Genomic DNA, 17,254 nt, shown 5'->3' with positions numbered 1-17,254 from the left:
GCTCAGCCCTTGAACAGGCTGAACAGCAGTATCAGGTTGAGCAGCAGGGACAGCAGGGCCAGGGTGCGCCAGACCTTCAGTGGCTCCCGTTCAAGCAGTGGACGTGGATGGCTGTTGAGCGCCTGGCGGTCACCCCGTTCGAGCAGCAGCAACCACTGTTCAGCGGTTTCGAAGCGCTGCGCCGGGTCCGTGGCCACGGCTTGCTGCAGGTTGTGTTGCAGCCATTCCGGCAAGTCGGGGCGATAGCGCGCGGCATTGACCGGTTGGCCAAAGCGCGGGCGCTGGAAAGCTTCGACCTCGCCATAGGGGTAATGCCCGGTCAACAGGTGGTAGAGCGTCACACCCACTGCGTAGAGGTCTTGGCGCGGGCTCGGCGGCTGGCCGTCGAAGGCTTCCGGGGCGATGTACGATGGCGTGCCGGGGAGTTCGTGGCGCGGGTCCTCGGACAGCCCTGGGCAGTACGCCAGGCCGAAGTCCAGCAGGCGCAGTTGGCCGTCTTCGCCCAGGTGCAGGTTGTCGGGCTTGATGTCACGGTGCAGCAGGTTGCGTCGGTGCAGCACACCAACGGCCTGCAGTAACTGGCGGGCCACTTCCAGCCACTGTGCCAGTGGCAACGGGCCCTGCTCGGCCAGCTGGGCGGCTAGGGTTCGGCCGCTGTGTTCGCGCATCACGTAATACAGGTGCTGGCGCTGGCTGGCGGCGTGCAGTTCGGGGAAATGGCGGCCGGCTACGCGGCGCAGGAACCATTCCTCAAGCAACAGCGCCTGGGCAGCGCCCGGCTCTTGTTCGCGTTCTGCGGGCAAGGTTTTCAGTAGCCACGGCTGGCCCTGGCTGTCGCGCACGCGGTACAACAGCGATTGGCGGCTTTGTGCCAGGCGCGCCTCGATCTGCCAGCCATCGATTGCCTGGCCTTCGCGCAGTTCGCGGGGTAAGGGCCATTGCTGCAGTTGGACCAGGGTATCGCCAAGGTTGGCGGTGCCCACGCGCTCGACCCGTACCAGCAGGGCGCTGGCATTGTCCTGGCTGCCATTGTGGTGGGCGCTGGCGACCAGTGTATCGGCGGCCAGTTGCAGGTCGGGCTGCTCGCGCAGTACGGCCTGGATGTGCTGGTCACCCAGGCTGGCCCAGACGCCGTCACTGAGCAACAGGTAGCACTCGCCGGGCTGCAGCTCACCGTCCAGGTAGTCCACCAGCAGGTGCTGGTCCAGGCCCAGTGCGCGTTTGAGCACATGCTGCATGCCGGGTTGGTCCCACACATGGTCTTCACTCAGGCACTGCAGGCGGCCGTCGTGCCAGCGATAGGCGCGGCAGTCGCCGACGTGTGCCAGGGTGAAGCGGCGCCCGCGCAGCACCAGCGCGCTGAGCGTGGTCAGGAGCGGCTGGCTGCCCTGAGCGCGCAGCCAGCGGTTCTGTGCCGACAGCAGGCGGTCCAGTGCCTGCGCCACGCCCCAGGTGGCGGGGGTGGCGTAGTAATCCATGGCCAGGGCCTGCAAGCTGGCACGTGCTGCAAGGCCGCCGTCAGCACATTGGCTGACGCCGTCGGCAAGGGCGAACAGGTAACCCTTGCTGGCGGCAAGCTCCGGCGCCGGGGTGACCAGGCGCAAGGCGTCCTGGTTCTCCTCGCGCGGCCCCGTGGCGCTGGCCTGGGCGAAACTCAGTTGCAGGCTCATCGGTTCGCCTCAGACCCGCGCCGCGGTGACCGCTGCAGAACCCCAGGTGGTGCGCCAGCGCTGCTTGACCCCGTGCAGCCCGAACCAGGCCAGCAGGCCCAGGCTGGCAAACAGCCACAGGCCCATCTGGTAGTCACCGGTGTGCTGCTTGATGGTGCCGAGCCCGGCTGCCAGCAGGAAGCCGCCGATGCCGCCGGCCATGCCGATCAGCCCGGTCATCACGCCGATCTCCTGGCGGAAGCGTTGGGGGACCAGCTGGAACACCGCACCGTTGCCCGCGCCCAGGCCGAGCATGGCGCTGACGAACAACGCCAGGGCCGCTGTGGCGCTGGGCAGGTTGAAGCCGACGGCAGCGATGCAGATGGCGGCCACGCTGTACATGCCAAGCAGGGTGCGGATACCGCCGAAACGGTCGGCCAGGGCGCCGCCCAGCGGGCGCATCAGGCTGCCGGCGAACACGCAGGCGGCGGTGTAGTAGCCTGCCGTGATCGGGCTGAGGCCGTACTGGTCGCTGAAATAGCCGGGCAGGGCGCTGGCCAGGCCGATGAAGCCGCCGAAGGTGACGCTGTAGAAGAACATGAACCACCAGCTGTCGCGATCACCCAGCGCCTTGAGGTAGTCGGCCATGGCCTTTGGCTTGGGCCGTTGTGGTGCATTGCGCGCGAGCAGGGCGAACACCACGACCGTCACCAGCAGCGGGATCACGGCGAAACCGAACACGTTGTTCCAGCCAAAGCCTGCGGCCAGCACCGGGGCCAGCAACGCGGCGAAGACGGTGCCCGAGTTGCCCGCGCCAGCGATGCCCATCGCCTTGCCCTGGTGTTGCGGCGGATACCATTGCGAGGCCAGCGGCAGCGACACGGCGAACGAGGCGCCGGCAACACCGAGAAACACACCGAGCAGCAGGGCTTGCTCGTAGGTGTGCACGCCCATGTACCAGGCACAGGCCAGGGCGACAATCACGATGACCTGGCCGATCAGCCCGGCGGTTTTCGGTGAGAGGCGGTCGACCAGCAGGCCCATGACAAAACGCAGCACGGCACCGGCGAGGATGGGTGTTGCGACCATCAGGCCCCGTTGCTGTGCACTCAGTTGCAGGTCGGTGGCGATCTGTACGGCCAGCGGGCCGAGCAGGTACCACACCATGAAGCTCAGGTCGAAATACAGGAACGCAGCGAACAGCGTGGGCACATGCCCGGATTTCCAGAAGCTGGTACTCATCGAACACCTCACTCGGCAATGCAACGGAAACGAAAAGACGCCGCTACCCGGTCCACTGGCATGGAGGGGTGAGCGACGTCTTTGTCGGGGTTTGTGGGCAACCGCCGTTGGCTACCGGTGCGATATCTTCAGCAAGAGCTGGGCCAACATTGTACGGTCGCCTGCTTACCCCAGCATCTCGTGCATGGCGATGATCTGCTCAGCCACCTGGATCAGCTTCTGCTGGCGGCTCATGGCCTGCCGGCGCATCAGGGTGTACGCCTGTTCTTCGTTGCAGTCTTTCATTTTCATCAGCAGGCCTTTGGCCTGCTCGATGCGCTTGCGCTCGGCCAGTTGCTGGTCGCGGGCCTGCAGCTGGGCCTTGAGCGCCTGGTCGCTCTCGAAGCGGGCCATGGCCACGTCCAGGATTGGCTGCAAGCGGGCGGCGTGGATGCCCTCGACGATGTACGCGCTGACCCCGGCCTGGATCGCCTGGCGCATCACCCCGGGGTCATGCTCGTCGGTGAACAGCACGATCGGCCGCGGCTGGTCGCGGCTCACCATCACCACCTGTTCCATCACGTCGCGGTCGGGTGAGTCGGTATCGATCAATACCACGTCCGGGTGCACCATCTCGACGCAGGCGGGCAGGTCGATGGTCAGGTCTGGCGCCTCGATCACCTCGAAGCCGGCTTCGCGCAGTGCAGCCTTGAGGCGGCCGAGCTTGTTCTGGGTATCGTCGATCAGCAGGATGCGCAGCATGTTGGTGACCCTCACAGACCGATACGGGCATCGGGCGTATCGCCCAAGGCGTGCAGGCTGAAGCTGCGGGCGTAGCCGTATGGGTCGCTGCCATCCCAGCGGATACCGTCGATCAGCAGGCTGCTGCGCATGGACGTGCCAGGGCAAGCCACGCCCAGCGCATCGGCGGCTTCTTGGTAAAGCGCCAACTGCTGGACCTGGCGCGCCACGCCGAGGTAGTCGGGATCATCGCGCAGCAGCCCCCAGCGACGGAACTGGGTCATGAACCACATGCCGTCGGACAGGTAAGGCACATTGGCCCGCCCCTGATCGAACAGGCGCAGGGCATGATGGTCCTGCCAGTGGTTGCCAAGGCCGTCCTGATACACCCCGAGCAGCCGCGGTTCGATGTTTTCAATGGGCGTATCCAGGTAGGCGCTGCCGCTGAGCAGTTGCGCGGTGCCGTGGCGATTTTCCTGGCTTTGTTCGATGAAGCGGCTGGCGGCGAGGATCGCTTTGACCAGCGCCCGGGCGCTGTTTGGGTACTGCTCGGCAAAGGTGCGGGCGCAGGCCAGGACCTTTTCCGGGTGGTCGGGCCAGATCGACTGGCTGGTAGCCAAGGTAAAGCCCTGGCCCTGCGCTACGGCGGCGCCTGCCCAGGGTTCGCCGACGCAGAAGCCATCGATCCGGCCAGCCTGGATGTGCGCCATCATTTGCGCCGGTGGCACCACCACGCTATTGACGTCGTGCAGGGGGTGAATGCCTTGGCTCGCCAGCCAGTAATACAGCCACATGGCATGGGTGCCAGTGGGGAATGTCTGGGCGAAGGTCAGTTTTGCACCCTGCTGGTGCACGTGGCGTGCCAGTGCTTCAGGTGTGGTCACAGCCTTGCGCTGAAGGGCGGGGGAGAGGTTGATGGCCTGGGCATTCTGGTTCAGCCCCATGAGCACCGCCATGTCGCTGGCCGGCACCCCGCCGATGCCCAGGTGCACGGCATAGACCAGGCCATAAAGGCAATGAGCGGCATCCAGTTCACCGCTGGCCAGTTTGTCGCGCAGGCCGGCCCATGAGCCCTGGCGTTTGAGGTTGAGTGTCAGGCCGTGTTGCTGGGCGAAGCCCTGGGTGGCCGCTACCACAACCGAAGCACAATCGGTCAGGGCCATGAAACCGATATCGAGGCTGGGTTTTTCTGGCGCATCGCTGCCGTTGACCCATGCCAGGGGTGATGTATTCACGTAGATCCTCGCCTGTACTGAATAGGCTGTGTGCAGGCGATGTAGCAACGCATGTGCCAAGGCGCTGTCATGCCGGCCGCACGCTGGCTATAATCGCAACCTCACTCACCCCTGAGCCTTGCCCGCCCATGTATACCCTGGCCCGCCAGCTGCTGTTCAAGCTTTCCCCGGAAACCTCCCATGACCTGTCCCTGGACCTGATCGGCGCCGGTGGCCGCCTCGGGCTCAACGGCGCGCTGTGCAAGCAGCCGGCGGCATTGCCGGTGTCGGTGATGGGCTTGAACTTCGCCAATCCGGTCGGCCTGGCGGCAGGCCTGGACAAGAATGGCGCGGCCATCGATGGCTTTGCCCAGCTGGGCTTCGGTTTTGTCGAGATCGGCACCGTGACCCCGCGAGCGCAGCCGGGCAACCCGAAGCCGCGCTTGTTCCGCCTGCCAGAGGCCACGGCAATCATCAACCGCATGGGCTTCAACAACCTGGGCGTCGATCACTTGCTCGAGCGGGTGCGCGCCGCGCGTTATGACGGTGTGCTGGGCATCAACATCGGCAAGAACTTCGACACCCCGGTAGAGCGCGCGGTCGACGATTACCTGATCTGCCTGAACAAGGTCTATGGCCACGCCAGCTACATCACCGTGAACATCAGCTCGCCCAATACCCCAGGCCTTCGCAGCCTGCAGTTCGGCGATTCGCTCAAGCAGCTGCTCGATGCCCTGGCCGAGCGCCGCGAACAGCTGGCCGGCGAGCATGGCAAGCGTGTGCCGCTGGCGATCAAGATCGCGCCGGACATGAGTGATGAAGAAACTGCGCTGGTGGCGGCAACGCTGATGGAATCGGGCATGGATGCGGTGATCGCTACCAACACCACCATGGGCCGTGAAGGTGTGGAAAACCTGCCGTATGGGGGGGAGGCGGGCGGCCTTTCCGGTGCACCGGTACTGGCAAAGAGCACCCATATCGTCAAGGTGCTGTCGGCCGAGCTGGGCGGCAAGATGCCGATTATTGCTGCTGGGGGTATCACCGAAGGCCGGCATGCCGCAGAGAAGATTGCCGCTGGCGCGAGCCTGGTGCAGATCTACTCAGGCTTCATCTATAAAGGGCCGGCGCTGATCCGTGAGGCAGTGGACGCGATCGCCGCAATGCCGCGGGCATGACACGCAGGCATAAAAAAGGGCCCCGTCAAGGGGCCCCTGGGCCTTAGCCCGCCGCCCGGATGGGGCGTGCATGGTGACTCGAATTCAGTGTCCTCGTTCAGCCAACGGCGTGATTTTCGTTGAGTCTATGGATGCCAGCGGTGCCAGTCATTCCGTCCCAGTTATCACCGCGACCTTCACGCCAGCCGTTGATCCAGGCTTGGCGAACAGAAGGAAGATTGAAGGGGCAAAGTTCGCGGGATTTGCCGGTGACCCCATATTGGTAGCCACGTGAATATGCTCTTTCCAACGGATCACGCTTAAGTCTTCTCATAGGGTGTTGCCCTCACTTGTTGACTGTAATGTCCCGTCGGCCTCTCCGAGGCCGGGCAGAGTCTTTCTGCCGGTTTGCGCCCGCTGCCGGCGTGGCGGGCTGAAAGTGCCACTTCGTTGCGAAGCGGCCTGAGACCAGTTCTAACGAATGCGAGTCACCGAGGGAATGATCGATTTGTCATAAGCACGTAACGTTTCCAAGGGTGAAGGGATAAGTAAATAAATGCGACTCAACCTTGTTTGGCGTTGAGCCCGCTATGGCCGGGGTTTGCTGAACCTTGACGTCATTTCGCCAGCGTTGCGCTGCGATGAAAGAAATATTTGGTAATGCGACGAAGGGTCACATCGACCCTGAAGTCGACAGAAATTTTTTGTACTGCCTGATGATCTAAGCTGTCTCTGCCACTGGCGAGAGCAGATCGATCAGGCGGCCCGGCCCATCAGCTGCTGCATACTGCGCAGATCAAGGCCACTCGGACGCTTGCTGGAAGGGCGTTCGGGCAAACATCGGCGGGGCGATGCGTCGCTTCGTCACTCAAATAGCCCAAGGCTCTGGAATACACATGTCGGACCGTTTCGAACTTTATCTCACCTGCCCCAAAGGCCTGGAAGGCCTGCTTGCCGAAGAGGCCAAGGGCCTGGGCCTTGACGATGTGCGCGAGCACACCTCGGCCATCCGCGGCGCGGCCGACATGGAAACCGCCTACCGCCTGTGCCTCTGGTCGCGTCTGGCCAACCGCGTGCTGCTGGTGCTCAAGCGCTTCAACATGAAAAATGCCGACGACCTTTACGATGGCGTGAACGCTGTCGACTGGGCCGATCACCTGGCGGCCGACGGTACCCTGGCGGTCGAGTTCAGCGGCCATGGCTCGGGCATCGACAACACCCACTTTGGCGCGCTGAAGGTCAAGGATGCCATCGTCGACAAACTGCGCAATCGTGAAGGTCTGCGCCCATCGGTAGAAAAAGTCGACCCGGACGTGCGTGTTCACCTGCGTCTGGACCGGGGCGAGGCGATTCTTTCGCTCGACCTCTCCGGCCACAGCCTGCACCAGCGCGGCTATCGCCTGCAGCAAGGTGCTGCGCCGCTCAAGGAAAACCTGGCCGCGGCGGTGCTGATCCGTGCCGGCTGGCCACGCATCGCCGCCGAGGGTGGCGCCCTGGCCGACCCGATGTGCGGTGTAGGCACCTTCCTGGTCGAAGCGGCGATGATCGCCGCCGATATGGCACCTAACCTCAAGCGCGAGCGCTGGGGCTTCAGCGCCTGGCTTGGCCATGTGCCGGCCACCTGGCGCAAGGTTCACGAAGAGGCTCAGGCCCGTGCACAGGCCGGCCTGGCCAAACCGCCGCTGTGGATTCGCGGCTACGAGGCAGACCCGCGGCTGATCCAGCCGGGGCGCAACAACGTCGAACGCGCAGGCCTGAGTGAGTGGGTCAAGATCTACCAGGGAGAAGTCGCCAGCTTCGAGCCGCGCCCGGATCAGAACCAGAAGGGCCTGGTCATCAGCAACCCGCCCTACGGCGAACGCCTGGGTGACGAAGCCAGCTTGCTGTACCTCTACCAGAACCTCGGCGAGCGCCTGCGCCAGGCGTGCATGGGCTGGGAAGCTGCAGTGTTCACCGGTGCGCCGGAGCTGGGCAAGCGCATGGGCATCCGTAGCCACAAGCAATATGCGTTCTGGAACGGCGCGCTGCCGTGCAAGCTGCTGCTGTTCAAGGTGCAGCCTGACCAGTTCGTTACCGGTGAACGTCGCGAGGCCCAGGCCGATAGCGGTGATACCCGCCGACCGCTGCCGGTAGCCAGTGAGCCTGCACGCCTGTCCGAAGGCGCTCAGATGTTCGCCAACCGCCTGCACAAGAACCTCAAGCAACTGGGCAAGTGGGCCCGCAAGGAACAGATCGGCTGCTACCGCGTATACGATGCCGATATGCCTGAATATGCCTTGGCGGTCGACCTCTATCAGGATTGGGTACACGTACAGGAGTACGCTGCGCCGCGCTCGATCGACCCGGAAAAGGCCCAGGCGCGCCTGCTCGATGCCTTGTCGGCGATCCCCCAGGCGCTGGGCGTCGACCCGCAGCGCGTGGTGCTCAAGCGCCGTGAGCGGCAGAGCGGCACCCGCCAGTATGAGCGCCAGGCCACCGAAGGGCGCTTCCATGAGGTCAGTGAAGGTGGCGTCAAGCTGCTGGTCAACCTCACCGACTACCTCGACACTGGCCTGTTCCTCGACCACCGCCCAATGCGCATGCGCATTCAGCGCGAGGCGGCCGACAAGCGCTTCCTCAACCTGTTCTGTTACACCGCTACGGCCAGCGTGCATGCCGCCAAGGGCGGTGCGCGCAGTACCACCAGCGTCGACCTGTCCAAGACCTACCTGGACTGGGCGCGGCGTAACCTGTCGCTGAACGGCTTCTCCGAGCGCAACCGCCTGGAGCAGGGTGATGTCATGGCCTGGCTGGAAGCCAATCGCGACACTTACGACCTGATCTTCATCGACCCGCCGACCTTCTCCAACTCCAAACGTATGGAAGGCGTGTTCGACGTGCAGCGTGACCACGTGCAACTGCTCGACCTGGCCATGGCGCGCCTGGCGCCCGGTGGTGTGTTGTACTTCTCCAACAACTTCCGCAAGTTCCAGCTCGACGAGCATCTGGCTGCGCGCTACGTGGTAGAGGAAATCACTGCGCAGACACTGGACCCGGACTTCGCCCGCAACAACCGTATCCACCGCGCCTGGCGCCTGCAATTGCGCTAAAGCGACAGGCAACATTGCGTCGCTAATGGCCAATAGCTATAACTCAGCACAGGGCCATGATTTTCGCAGGACGCTGACGTGACGAGATCGATCTATGTCGAAGTATGGCGTGCGTGCGAAGGTGCTGGGCCTGTGCAGCGAGGCGATGGCTGCCTGGGCAGTGGCATTGGTGGCGTTGGTGGCCGGCAGCTTGCTGTCGATTGCCCTGGCGCTGGCCACGCATGCGTTTTACAAGCAGCAGCTGCGCCAGCGCTTCGAGCTGCTGGCCAGCGAGCGCTATAGCCGTATCGCCGAGCGCTTCGACGACCAGGAACAGCGCCTGGACAGCTTGCGGCGCTTTTTCAGCTTCTCCAACGACATCACTCCACGTGAATTCGACGGCTTCGCCCGCCCCCTGCTGCGGCGCACCCAGGCTTACTCCTGGGCGCCGCGGGTCGAGGGCGCGCAGCGGCGCGACTTCGAGCGCAAGGCCAGTGCCGCCTTGGGGCAGGCCTACCTGATCCGTGACCTGGACGAGCGCGGTAATTGGCACCCGGCGCCGCCGCGTGATCACTACTTCCCGGTGCTTTACACCCAGGCAACCCAGATGCAGGGGCAACCCTACGGGCTGGACCTGCGCGGCCAGGCGGTACGTGACCAGGCCCTGATGCGTGCCTTGGAACCCGGCAGCATGGCAGTGTCCGCGCCGCTGGACATGATAAGTGTGGCACCGGGCTACGCCCGCGGGCTGTTGATGGTAGCGCCGGTGTTCTACAGCGCGCAGGCCGGCAACCCCGCAGGGTATGTCATGGCGCTGCTGAACGTGCGGCAACTGATCACGGACGGCTTGCCGGCCATTGCCCAGGACAACCTGGTGGTGCGGATCGTCGATCCAAGTGGGCGCAATGGCCATGAGCTGTTGTTCGACTCGCAGAACCCGGCCGCGCCGTTGGCGTTGGTCAGCACGCAGCTGTTGCACCTGGCCGACCATCATTTCCAGCTTGATATCCGCCCAAGCCAGGTGTTCATGCAGGCCAACCGCTCCTCTGCGGCGCTGGCGGTGGGCTTGCTCGGTGGCCTGCTAAGCCTGTTGCTCAGTGCCTTGCTGTACAACCTGTTCAGCCAGCGGCAACGTGCGCTCAAGCTGGTGGAGCAGCGCACCGCTGAGTTGCGCGTCAGTGAGCAGTCGTTGCGCGAGACGCATAATCAGCTGCGCAGTGTGCTCGATGCCGCTACCCAGGTCGCTATCATCGCGACCAGCCTGAAGGGTGTGGTCAGTACTTTCAATGCCGGTGCCGAACGCATGCTTGGCTACGCGGCCAGCGAAGCGGTCGGGAAACTGCAACTGGAAGACTTGCTTCTGCCAGAGGAGCTCAGCCTTCGCGCCCATGCCTTGGGCCTGCGCTACGGGCGCCACATCGATGGTGGCCAGGCGATGTTCGCCGAGACCATACAAGAGGGTGGCGCGCAGCCAGGCGAGTGGACTTTGGTGCGCAAGGATGGCAGCCAGTTGTTGGCCAACATGCTGGTGACCGCGGTGCTTGACGAGCAGGGGCTATGGGTAGGTTACCTGGCGATTTGCATCGATGTCACCGAGCGCCGTCGAGTGCACGAGGCGTTGGCAATGCGTGATCGGCTGCTGGAGAAGCTCAGTGCCGAGGTGCCGGGCGGCATTTATCAGTATCGCCTCGACGCTAATGGCCACTCGTGTTTCCCCTATGCCAGTCAGGGCCTGTTCGATATCTATGAGGTCGACCTGCAGTTGCTGCGCGAGGACGCCACAGTGGTGTTCGAGCGCATCCATGCCGATGACCTGGAGCGCGTTCAGCGCTCCGTGCGCTACTCGGCCGAACACCTGTCCCCTTGGCGTGAAGAGTACCGTGTGTGCCTGCCCAGGGCCGGGTTGCGCTGGGTGCGCGGGGAGGCGACGCCGGAAGTCGGTGAAGACGGTTGCACGCTTTGGCATGGCTACCTGACCGATATTTCCGACCTCAAGGGCGTGGAGGAGGACTTGCGGACCTTATCGGTGACCGATGCCCTGACCGGTATCCACAACCGCCGCTACTTCCAGGAGCGGCTGAAGGCCGAACTGGACCGCGCCCAGCGTGATGATCAGGAACTGGCAGTGATCATGCTCGACATCGACCATTTCAAGAGGATCAACGACCAGTACGGTCATGCCGTGGGGGATCATGTATTGCGCAGCCTCTGCCAGCGTATCGGCCAGCGTCTGCGGCGTACGGACGTATTCTGCCGGCTTGGCGGTGAAGAGTTCATGGTGCTTTGCCCTGGTAGCAATGCTGAACAGGCGCGGCTCCTGGCGATGGAACTGTGGCAAGGGGTGCGCAATTTGCCTGTCGACGGGGTTGGCAAAGTGACTGCAAGCTTTGGCGTGGCCGGATGGCGCCCGGGGGAGGGGGCCGATGCCTTGTTGCTGCGGGCTGATGCCGGCGTCTATGCGGCCAAGCAGGCAGGCAGGGACCGTGTCGAGGCAGAGTTGAGCTGAGCGGGCAGTGCGGGCCTCATCGCCGGCTTGCCGGCGATGAAGTTGGTATTTGCCCAAGTCAGATCATGGGTTGACGCCTACCGTCCGGTTAGCGGCTTTGGGCTGGCGATACAGGTCCAGCAGTACCTGGTCGAGTACCTGCGATGCCCCCCAGGGTTTCGGGTCGTTGAGAATCGCCGCCACTGCCCAGGTATTGCCGTTGCTGTCACGGCTGAAGCCGGCAATGGCGCGTACGGTATTCAGGGTGCCGGTCTTGATGTGGCCTTCACCGGCCAAGGCGGTACGCTTGAGGCGCTTGCGCATGGTGCCGTCCATGCCCACCAACGGCATTGAACTGATGAATTCTGCGGAGTAGGGGCTATTCCACGCCGCCTGCAGCAGTGCGGCCATTTCGCGCGTGCTTACCCGTTCAGCGCGCGACAGGCCAGAGCCGTTTTCCATCACCAGGTGGGGCGCGGTGATACCTTTCTTGGCCATCCACTGGCGAACCACGCGCTGAGCTGCGCGGGCATCGTCGCCATCGGCGTCGGTACGGAACTGTGCGCCAAGGCTCAGGAACAGCTGCTGGGCCATCGTGTTGTTGCTGTATTTGTTGATGTCACGGATCACCTCCACCAGGTCGGGCGAGAAGGCCCGTGCCAGCAGGCGAGCGCCCTTGGGTACGTTTTCGATGCGGTCACGGCCCTGGATGCTGCCCCCCAGTTCGTTCCAGATCGCGCGCACGGCACCGGCGGCGTAGGTGGGGTGATCGAGCAGCGCGAGGTACGTCTGCGAGTTGCAGCCATCGCCCAGCTGGCCGCTGACCACGACATTCATGCCATCGGCTTGAGGCACCGGGTTGTAGCGTACATCGCCAGTGCATTTTCTGGAGGCAACTGCCTTGACCTGATTGTCGATGCGAATGCTCGCAATGGGTGGCTCGACGGCGACGGTCACCTTGCCGCCATCGTTGCGGGCGACGAAGCGCAGGGCCTTGAGGTTGACCAGCAAGGAGTCGGGCTTGACCAGGAAGGGCTTGTTCACGTCACCGCCGTCATCATTGAAGTGCGGCAGGTTGGGCTGTACGAAGTGGCTGCGGTCCAGCACCAGGTCACCGGTAATGGTGCGAACGCCGTTGGCGCGCAGGTCACGCATCAGCAGCCATAGCTTCTCCATGTTCAGCTTCGGGTCACCGCCGCCCTTGAGGTACAGGTTGCCGTTGAGCACGCCGTTGCTCAGGGTGCCATCGGTGTAGAACTCGGTCTTCCACTGGAAAGTCGGGCCGAGCAGTTCGAGGGCTGCATAGGTGGTGACCAGCTTCATGGTCGAGGCCGGGTTGACCGAGACATCAGCGTTGAACACGGTCGGCGTGCCGGGGCCATTGAGCGGCAGCATCACCAGCGACAGTGCTGTGTCCTGCAGTTTGCTGGCTTTGAGCGCCTGCTGAACCTTGGGGGGCAGCGTGGTGTTGACGGCTGCGGCCTGGCTGGGCAGGGCGAACGGCAGGAGCATGCCGGCGAGAACGAGGGGGCGGAGCGATTTGATCATATGAGATTCATACCCTGCGGACGAGGGAAAAAGACATAGGGGCTGTATGAGATGATCGCCCCTCTACGAAATATAGTGCGCATTATGCCCCAAGCGCCGCGCTCATGCGCCACGTTCGACGGAAAAGCGCCGTTGTACTGCGGAAACTGTTAAAGTGCCGCGCGTTATTACTCAAGAGGATTGTTTCATGGCTACCAACCGTTCCCGTCGTCTGCGCAAGAAGCTGTGCGTTGATGAATTCCAGGAGCTGGGTTTTGAATTGAACCTGGGTTTCAAGGAAGACCTGTCCGACGAAGCCATCGATGCCTTCCTCGACGCCTTCCTGGCAGAAGCCATGGACGCCAACGGCCTGGACTATGTCGGTGGTGATGATTTCGGCCTGGTCTGCCTGGCAGAGCGTGGCTCGGTCAGCGAAGAGCAACGCGCCACTGTCGAAGCCTGGCTCAAAGGCCGTAGCGAACTGACCTCCATCGAAGTCAGCCCGCTCTTGGACGCCTGGTATCCGGAAAAGCCGATCAACCCGGCTTCCTGATGCATGGCTGAAGCGGCGCCCGCTCGGGCGGCCGCTTCATCAAGGCTTGGTCAGTTCTCTGGCCAAGGCTTTCTCTACGCGGCGCATGTGCCGTGCCAAAGCCTGTCGCCGCAGTTTCAGCTGTGATGCGGGCAACCCGCTTTGTTCAAGGGCCTCACAGGCCGCCATCAAGTGCTGCGCTTCCAGCATCCGCGCCGCGCTGAGGATCTTGTGTGCCTGCTCGCCGACGGCCTCGGGTTCGACGTCAGGGTCCAGGCCCATGAGCGTTGCCAGGTCCTGCTGCAGGCTCATCAGCAAGGCCTTGAGAAACAGTTCACGGTCGTTGGGGTTGTCGCCAACGATACTGTTCAGACCTTTGATATTGAACGGTACCTTCGTTGCGGCCTGCTCCCGTTTGGGAGCGATATTCGCCAGGCGTTGGCTGAGTGTGCGCAGGCTGATGGGTTTTAGCAGGCAGTCGTCCATGCCGACACTGAGGCATTTTTGCCTGACTTCGGGCTGGGCGTTGGCGGTATAGCCCAGGATCACGCAGTGAGGGCGCCCGTTCTGGCGTTCTTCTGCGCGCACGGCGGCCGCGAGCTGATAGCCGTTCATGTGCGGCATGTTGCAATCGAGGACGATCACGTCGAATTGCCCTTCACGCCATTTTTCCAGGCCTTCGCGGCCATCGCTGGCAGTGGCCTGGCTCAGGCCCAGGTACCCCAGCTGTTGCGCCATCAGCATCAGGTTGGCCGGGTGGTCGTCGATCACCAGCACCTTCAACCGGGCATCGGGTACATCCATGTCATCGGCTTCCAGCACCTGCGGCGGCAGTGCGTCGACACGTTGCAGCGGTACGCTGAAGCGAACCTGCGTGCCGAAATCCGGCACGCTCTTGATACTCAGGCTTGCGCCCATCATTTCGCACAGGCTACGGCAGATGGCCAAGCCCAGGCCCGTGCCTGCGCGAGCCCCTTGGCTATGCGGGTTGGCCTGAACGAAGGGGTTGAACAGGCGTTGCAGGTCATCGTCGTGAATGCCAATGCCGGTGTCACGCACTTCCAGGTCAAGGCTTGGGGGCGCTAACGGGGCTTCTTCGCGCAGGCTGAGGCTGATGCGCACCTGGCCCTGCCCGGTGAACTTGATGGCATTGCTGATCAGGTTGGACAGGATCTGCTTGAAACGCAGTGGGTCGAGCAGGACGTGGCAGCGTGCGCTGGAGTCGATGACGACGTCGAAGGCCAGGCCTTTTTGCCGTGCCTGGCCATCGAACACGCGGCTCACCGATTCGACCAGCGCCGCAAGGTCGACAGGCTCGGGCGCAAGGGACAGGTGGCCGGACTCGATACGCACGATATCCAGGATGTCACCGATCAGGCCCAGCAGGTCCTTTGCCGAATGGTGGGCGACTTCCAGCGAGGTGCGATCGATCTGCCCTTGATGGGCACGCTTGACCGCCAGTTCGAGCATGCCGATGACCGCGTTCATCGGGGTGCGAATCTCATGGCTGATAGTAGCCAGGAAGGTACTCTTGGCGCGGTTGGCATCATCAGCCAGTTGCTTGGCCTCGCGCAGCTCCTGCACCAGCTTGCGCCGCTCGCTGATGTCGATCCAGCCACCGATGATGCCCTGGACTTCACCGAGTGAATCACGGTACGGCAGTATCCAGTGGTAGATCGTGATTTCGCGATCCTTGAGCCGCAAGGGGCGGTCGATGATCAGCGGAACCCCGGCCGCCATCACCTGCAGATAATCGGCATGGATCTGCCGGGTACTTTCCGAACCCGCGAACAGGCTGTCTTCCAGGCGCCTGCCTATGACCTCGTCGTGGGTCGCCTGCACCGCTTCCAGATAACTGGCATTGCAGCTTTGCAGGCAGCCCGCCCTGTCCCGCACGTACATGGGGTGCGGGGTGCCATTGAGCAGTGCGCCCATGAACTCCAGCTGATCGTTCAGGGCGCGCTCGGCGTGCTGGCGCTGTTTGATCTGGCGGCGCAACCGGGCGTTCCACAGCAGCGCCGCCAGCAGGAGCAAAGCGGTCCCCAGCAACACTTTCAAGGCAAGGCGCCTGAAGCCTAGCCAATTGCTGTCATCATGCTGGCTGTAACCACTCCAGCGGTTGTTGATCACCCCCAGTTCTTCCGGCGAAATACTCAGCAGGGCCTTGTCCAGAATCGATGCCAACTCTGTTGCCTGCGCCGAGGTGGCCATGGCGAAGCTCGCAGGATCGGTACCGACCGTGCTGCGGATGACCAGTTTGGCGTTACCTGCTATGGCGTGGTTGGCATCGATCAAGGTCGTGATGACGGCATCGACTGCGCCACTGCTCAACAGTGCCATGGAATAGTAGGGGCTTTCGGTCTCGATCCAGCCGGTCTGCGGATACCGGGTCGCCAGCAGTTCGGACATCTCGCTGTAGCGGGTAATGGCGATGCGCCGGCCCTGCAGTTGTTCCAATGAGGTGTACTGGGGCGTTTCGGTGCGTGTCACCAGCACATAGGTGCTTTCCAGGTAAGGTCGGCTGAGGTGCAAGTGCTCCTCGCTCATGTCATCCACGGCAAGCGCTGCGATCATGTTCACGCGCCCGTCCTCAAGCCGGGCGATCATCTCGGCAATGCCGTTGGCACGCTGAACGTCGAAGCGCAGCCCTGTGCGCAGGCGGATCAGATCCAGCAGGTCGGCGGTAATCCCGCGAAAATGGCCATTGCCGTCGAAATAGGACAGCGGTGCGGCCGTCTCGTCGATAGCCACCTGCATCACAGGATGGCGGCGCAACCACTGCTCCTCCTCGGTCGTGAGCTGCAGCTTCCGGTCGCTCAACAGCAGGTCGCTGCCGGCACTCCAGCGTTTGAAAATGCTGGCGCGCACGGCGGCAGGCTGGCGCTCCAGGGCCAGGTTCACCAGGTCCTTGAGATGGGTATCCTGGGCGCGCATTGCAAAACTGAAACCGACGCTCTCATGTTTGCCGAAGCTTGCCATGCGCAGGCGCGGCAGGTGACCGCGGTTGAGCTGATAGTGAGTGGATATGGTATCGCCGATGAACACGTCAGCCTGCCCGAACGCGACGGCATTGAGGGCTTGGGAAGACGAGCCGAAGGCCAGCAGTTCGGCTTGGGGATATAAAGTGCTGACTTCTTCTCGGGGCAGGTAGTGATACAACATGCCCAGACGCATGCCGTCCATGCCGCGATTGAGCGTGCGGCGTTCGTCTTCGCGGGTCACCAGCACCGGCTGGTCGACGGCATAAGGGTGCGAAAGCGCCAGGCCTTCGCTCGCTGCTTCATAGCCATTGGCGCTGCCGAGCAAGTCGATATCCCCCTTCTTGAGCGCCTCTACTGCAGCTTGCCGATTGGGATAGCGCAACACTCGAATCGGCACTTGCAGTACCTTGCCGATCAGGCTGGCATATTCGGCGGTGAGTCCTTGATAGTCGCGCCCGCCACTGGTTATGTCGAAGGGCGGGTAATCCGGTGCTGACGTGCCCAGCTTCAGGTATTGCCGGCCCATCAGCCATTCCCTCTGTGGCGCGGTCAGTGGCGGCGTTACCGGTGAGGCAGAGGAGCGGGCAAGAAGGGAATACGGTACCGCCTCAAGCTGAGAAGCCTGCGCTGCGCAGCAGGCCAATGACAGTGCAAGGGCCAGCCAGGCAAGGAGTTGCGCCAT

The 17,254-nt window shown here is 63.3% G+C and carries 11 protein-coding genes; 4 read left to right on the top strand and 7 right to left on the bottom strand.

All coding sequences use genetic code 11. The annotated features are described in order from the left end of the window. Positions 1-2: 2 nt before the first annotated feature. The 4 genes from BLX42_RS13165 to BLX42_RS13150 all read right to left on the bottom strand — a co-directional run bounded on the left by BLX42_RS13165 (position 3) and on the right by BLX42_RS13150 (position 4,846). Positions 3-1,670, bottom strand: a complete 1,668-nt coding sequence (locus BLX42_RS13165) for a bifunctional protein-serine/threonine kinase/phosphatase (RefSeq protein ID WP_046786494.1) — start codon at positions 1,668-1,670, stop codon at positions 3-5. Positions 1,671-1,679: 9 nt separating this feature from the next. After that, a complete protein-coding gene (locus BLX42_RS13160) occupies positions 1,680-2,891 on the bottom strand; it encodes a NarK/NasA family nitrate transporter (RefSeq protein ID WP_161871935.1) in 1,212 nt (403 codons plus the stop codon). Between the two features lie 165 nt (positions 2,892-3,056). Continuing rightward, positions 3,057-3,632 (bottom strand): ANTAR domain-containing response regulator, encoded by a 576-nt coding sequence (locus tag BLX42_RS13155; protein ID WP_039602393.1) that lies wholly within the window; start codon positions 3,630-3,632, stop codon positions 3,057-3,059. Positions 3,633-3,643: 11 nt separating this feature from the next. Then, positions 3,644-4,846: a CmpA/NrtA family ABC transporter substrate-binding protein gene (locus tag BLX42_RS13150; protein WP_161871934.1), complete on the bottom strand. Its 1,203-nt coding sequence runs from the start codon at positions 4,844-4,846 to the stop codon at positions 3,644-3,646. A gap of 128 nt (positions 4,847-4,974) precedes the next feature. Here BLX42_RS13150 and BLX42_RS13145 point away from each other — a divergent pair, with 128 nt between their 5' ends. Beyond that, entirely contained in the window at positions 4,975-6,000 is a 1,026-nt protein-coding gene (locus BLX42_RS13145; protein ID WP_115275426.1) for a quinone-dependent dihydroorotate dehydrogenase, read from the top strand. A gap of 97 nt (positions 6,001-6,097) precedes the next feature. Here the strand turns inward: BLX42_RS13145 and rmf are convergent, their stop codons facing one another. Further along, positions 6,098-6,313: a ribosome modulation factor gene (gene rmf / locus BLX42_RS13140; protein ID WP_003248687.1), complete on the bottom strand. Its 216-nt coding sequence runs from the start codon at positions 6,311-6,313 to the stop codon at positions 6,098-6,100. 562 nt (positions 6,314-6,875) lie between these two features. Here rmf and rlmKL point away from each other — a divergent pair. Together rlmKL and BLX42_RS13130 are read left to right on the top strand one after the other, a co-directional pair. Continuing rightward, the gene (gene rlmKL / locus BLX42_RS13135; RefSeq protein WP_046786490.1) at positions 6,876-9,068 is read left to right on the top strand and encodes a bifunctional 23S rRNA (guanine(2069)-N(7))-methyltransferase RlmK/23S rRNA (guanine(2445)-N(2))-methyltransferase RlmL; all 2,193 of its coding nucleotides are present in this window, start codon (positions 6,876-6,878) and stop codon (positions 9,066-9,068) included. Between the two features lie 94 nt (positions 9,069-9,162). Beyond that, entirely contained in the window at positions 9,163-11,553 is a 2,391-nt protein-coding gene (locus tag BLX42_RS13130; protein ID WP_161871933.1) for a diguanylate cyclase, read from the top strand. 63 nt (positions 11,554-11,616) lie between these two features. On the opposite strand, the gene dacB is transcribed toward BLX42_RS13130, so the two are convergent. After that, on the bottom strand, positions 11,617-13,080 hold the full coding sequence (gene dacB, locus BLX42_RS13125) for a D-alanyl-D-alanine carboxypeptidase/D-alanyl-D-alanine-endopeptidase (RefSeq protein ID WP_046786488.1): 1,464 nt from the start codon (positions 13,078-13,080) through the stop codon (positions 11,617-11,619). A gap of 187 nt (positions 13,081-13,267) precedes the next feature. Between dacB and BLX42_RS13120 the strand changes: the two genes are divergently transcribed. Further along, positions 13,268-13,612: a YggL family protein gene (locus BLX42_RS13120; RefSeq protein WP_012313525.1), complete on the top strand. Its 345-nt coding sequence runs from the start codon at positions 13,268-13,270 to the stop codon at positions 13,610-13,612. 39 nt (positions 13,613-13,651) lie between these two features. Here BLX42_RS13120 and BLX42_RS13115 read toward each other — a convergent pair whose 3' ends face one another. Beyond that, the gene (locus tag BLX42_RS13115; protein WP_161871932.1) at positions 13,652-17,254 is read right to left on the bottom strand and encodes a transporter substrate-binding domain-containing protein; all 3,603 of its coding nucleotides are present in this window, start codon (positions 17,252-17,254) and stop codon (positions 13,652-13,654) included.

This window comes from Pseudomonas sp. SG-MS2 (assembly GCF_009933855.1).
Taxonomy (GTDB): domain Bacteria; phylum Pseudomonadota; class Gammaproteobacteria; order Pseudomonadales; family Pseudomonadaceae; genus Aquipseudomonas; species Aquipseudomonas putida_E.
Note: the sequence above shows the minus strand (reverse complement) of the source record. Positions and strands in the feature narration are given on the sequence as shown.

Excerpts from the sequence above, each read along its gene's own strand:
- BLX42_RS13155 (WP_039602393.1), bottom strand. The coding sequence starts at position 3,632 with ATGCTGCGCATCCTGCTGATCGACGATACCCAGAACAAGCTCGGCCGC.
- rmf (WP_003248687.1), bottom strand. The coding sequence starts at position 6,313 with ATGAGAAGACTTAAGCGTGATCCGTTGGAAAGAGCATATTCACGTGGC.
- BLX42_RS13145 (WP_115275426.1), top strand. The coding sequence starts at position 4,975 with ATGTATACCCTGGCCCGCCAGCTGCTGTTCAAGCTTTCCCCGGAAACC.
- dacB (WP_046786488.1), bottom strand. The coding sequence starts at position 13,080 with ATGATCAAATCGCTCCGCCCCCTCGTTCTCGCCGGCATGCTCCTGCCG.
- BLX42_RS13115 (WP_161871932.1), bottom strand. The coding sequence starts at position 17,254 with ATGGCGCAACTCCTTGCCTGGCTGGCCCTTGCACTGTCATTGGCCTGC.
- BLX42_RS13130 (WP_161871933.1), top strand. The coding sequence starts at position 9,163 with ATGTCGAAGTATGGCGTGCGTGCGAAGGTGCTGGGCCTGTGCAGCGAG.
- BLX42_RS13120 (WP_012313525.1), top strand. The coding sequence starts at position 13,268 with ATGGCTACCAACCGTTCCCGTCGTCTGCGCAAGAAGCTGTGCGTTGAT.
- rlmKL (WP_046786490.1), top strand. The coding sequence starts at position 6,876 with ATGTCGGACCGTTTCGAACTTTATCTCACCTGCCCCAAAGGCCTGGAA.
- BLX42_RS13160 (WP_161871935.1), bottom strand. The coding sequence starts at position 2,891 with ATGAGTACCAGCTTCTGGAAATCCGGGCATGTGCCCACGCTGTTCGCT.
- BLX42_RS13165 (WP_046786494.1), bottom strand. The coding sequence starts at position 1,670 with ATGAGCCTGCAACTGAGTTTCGCCCAGGCCAGCGCCACGGGGCCGCGC.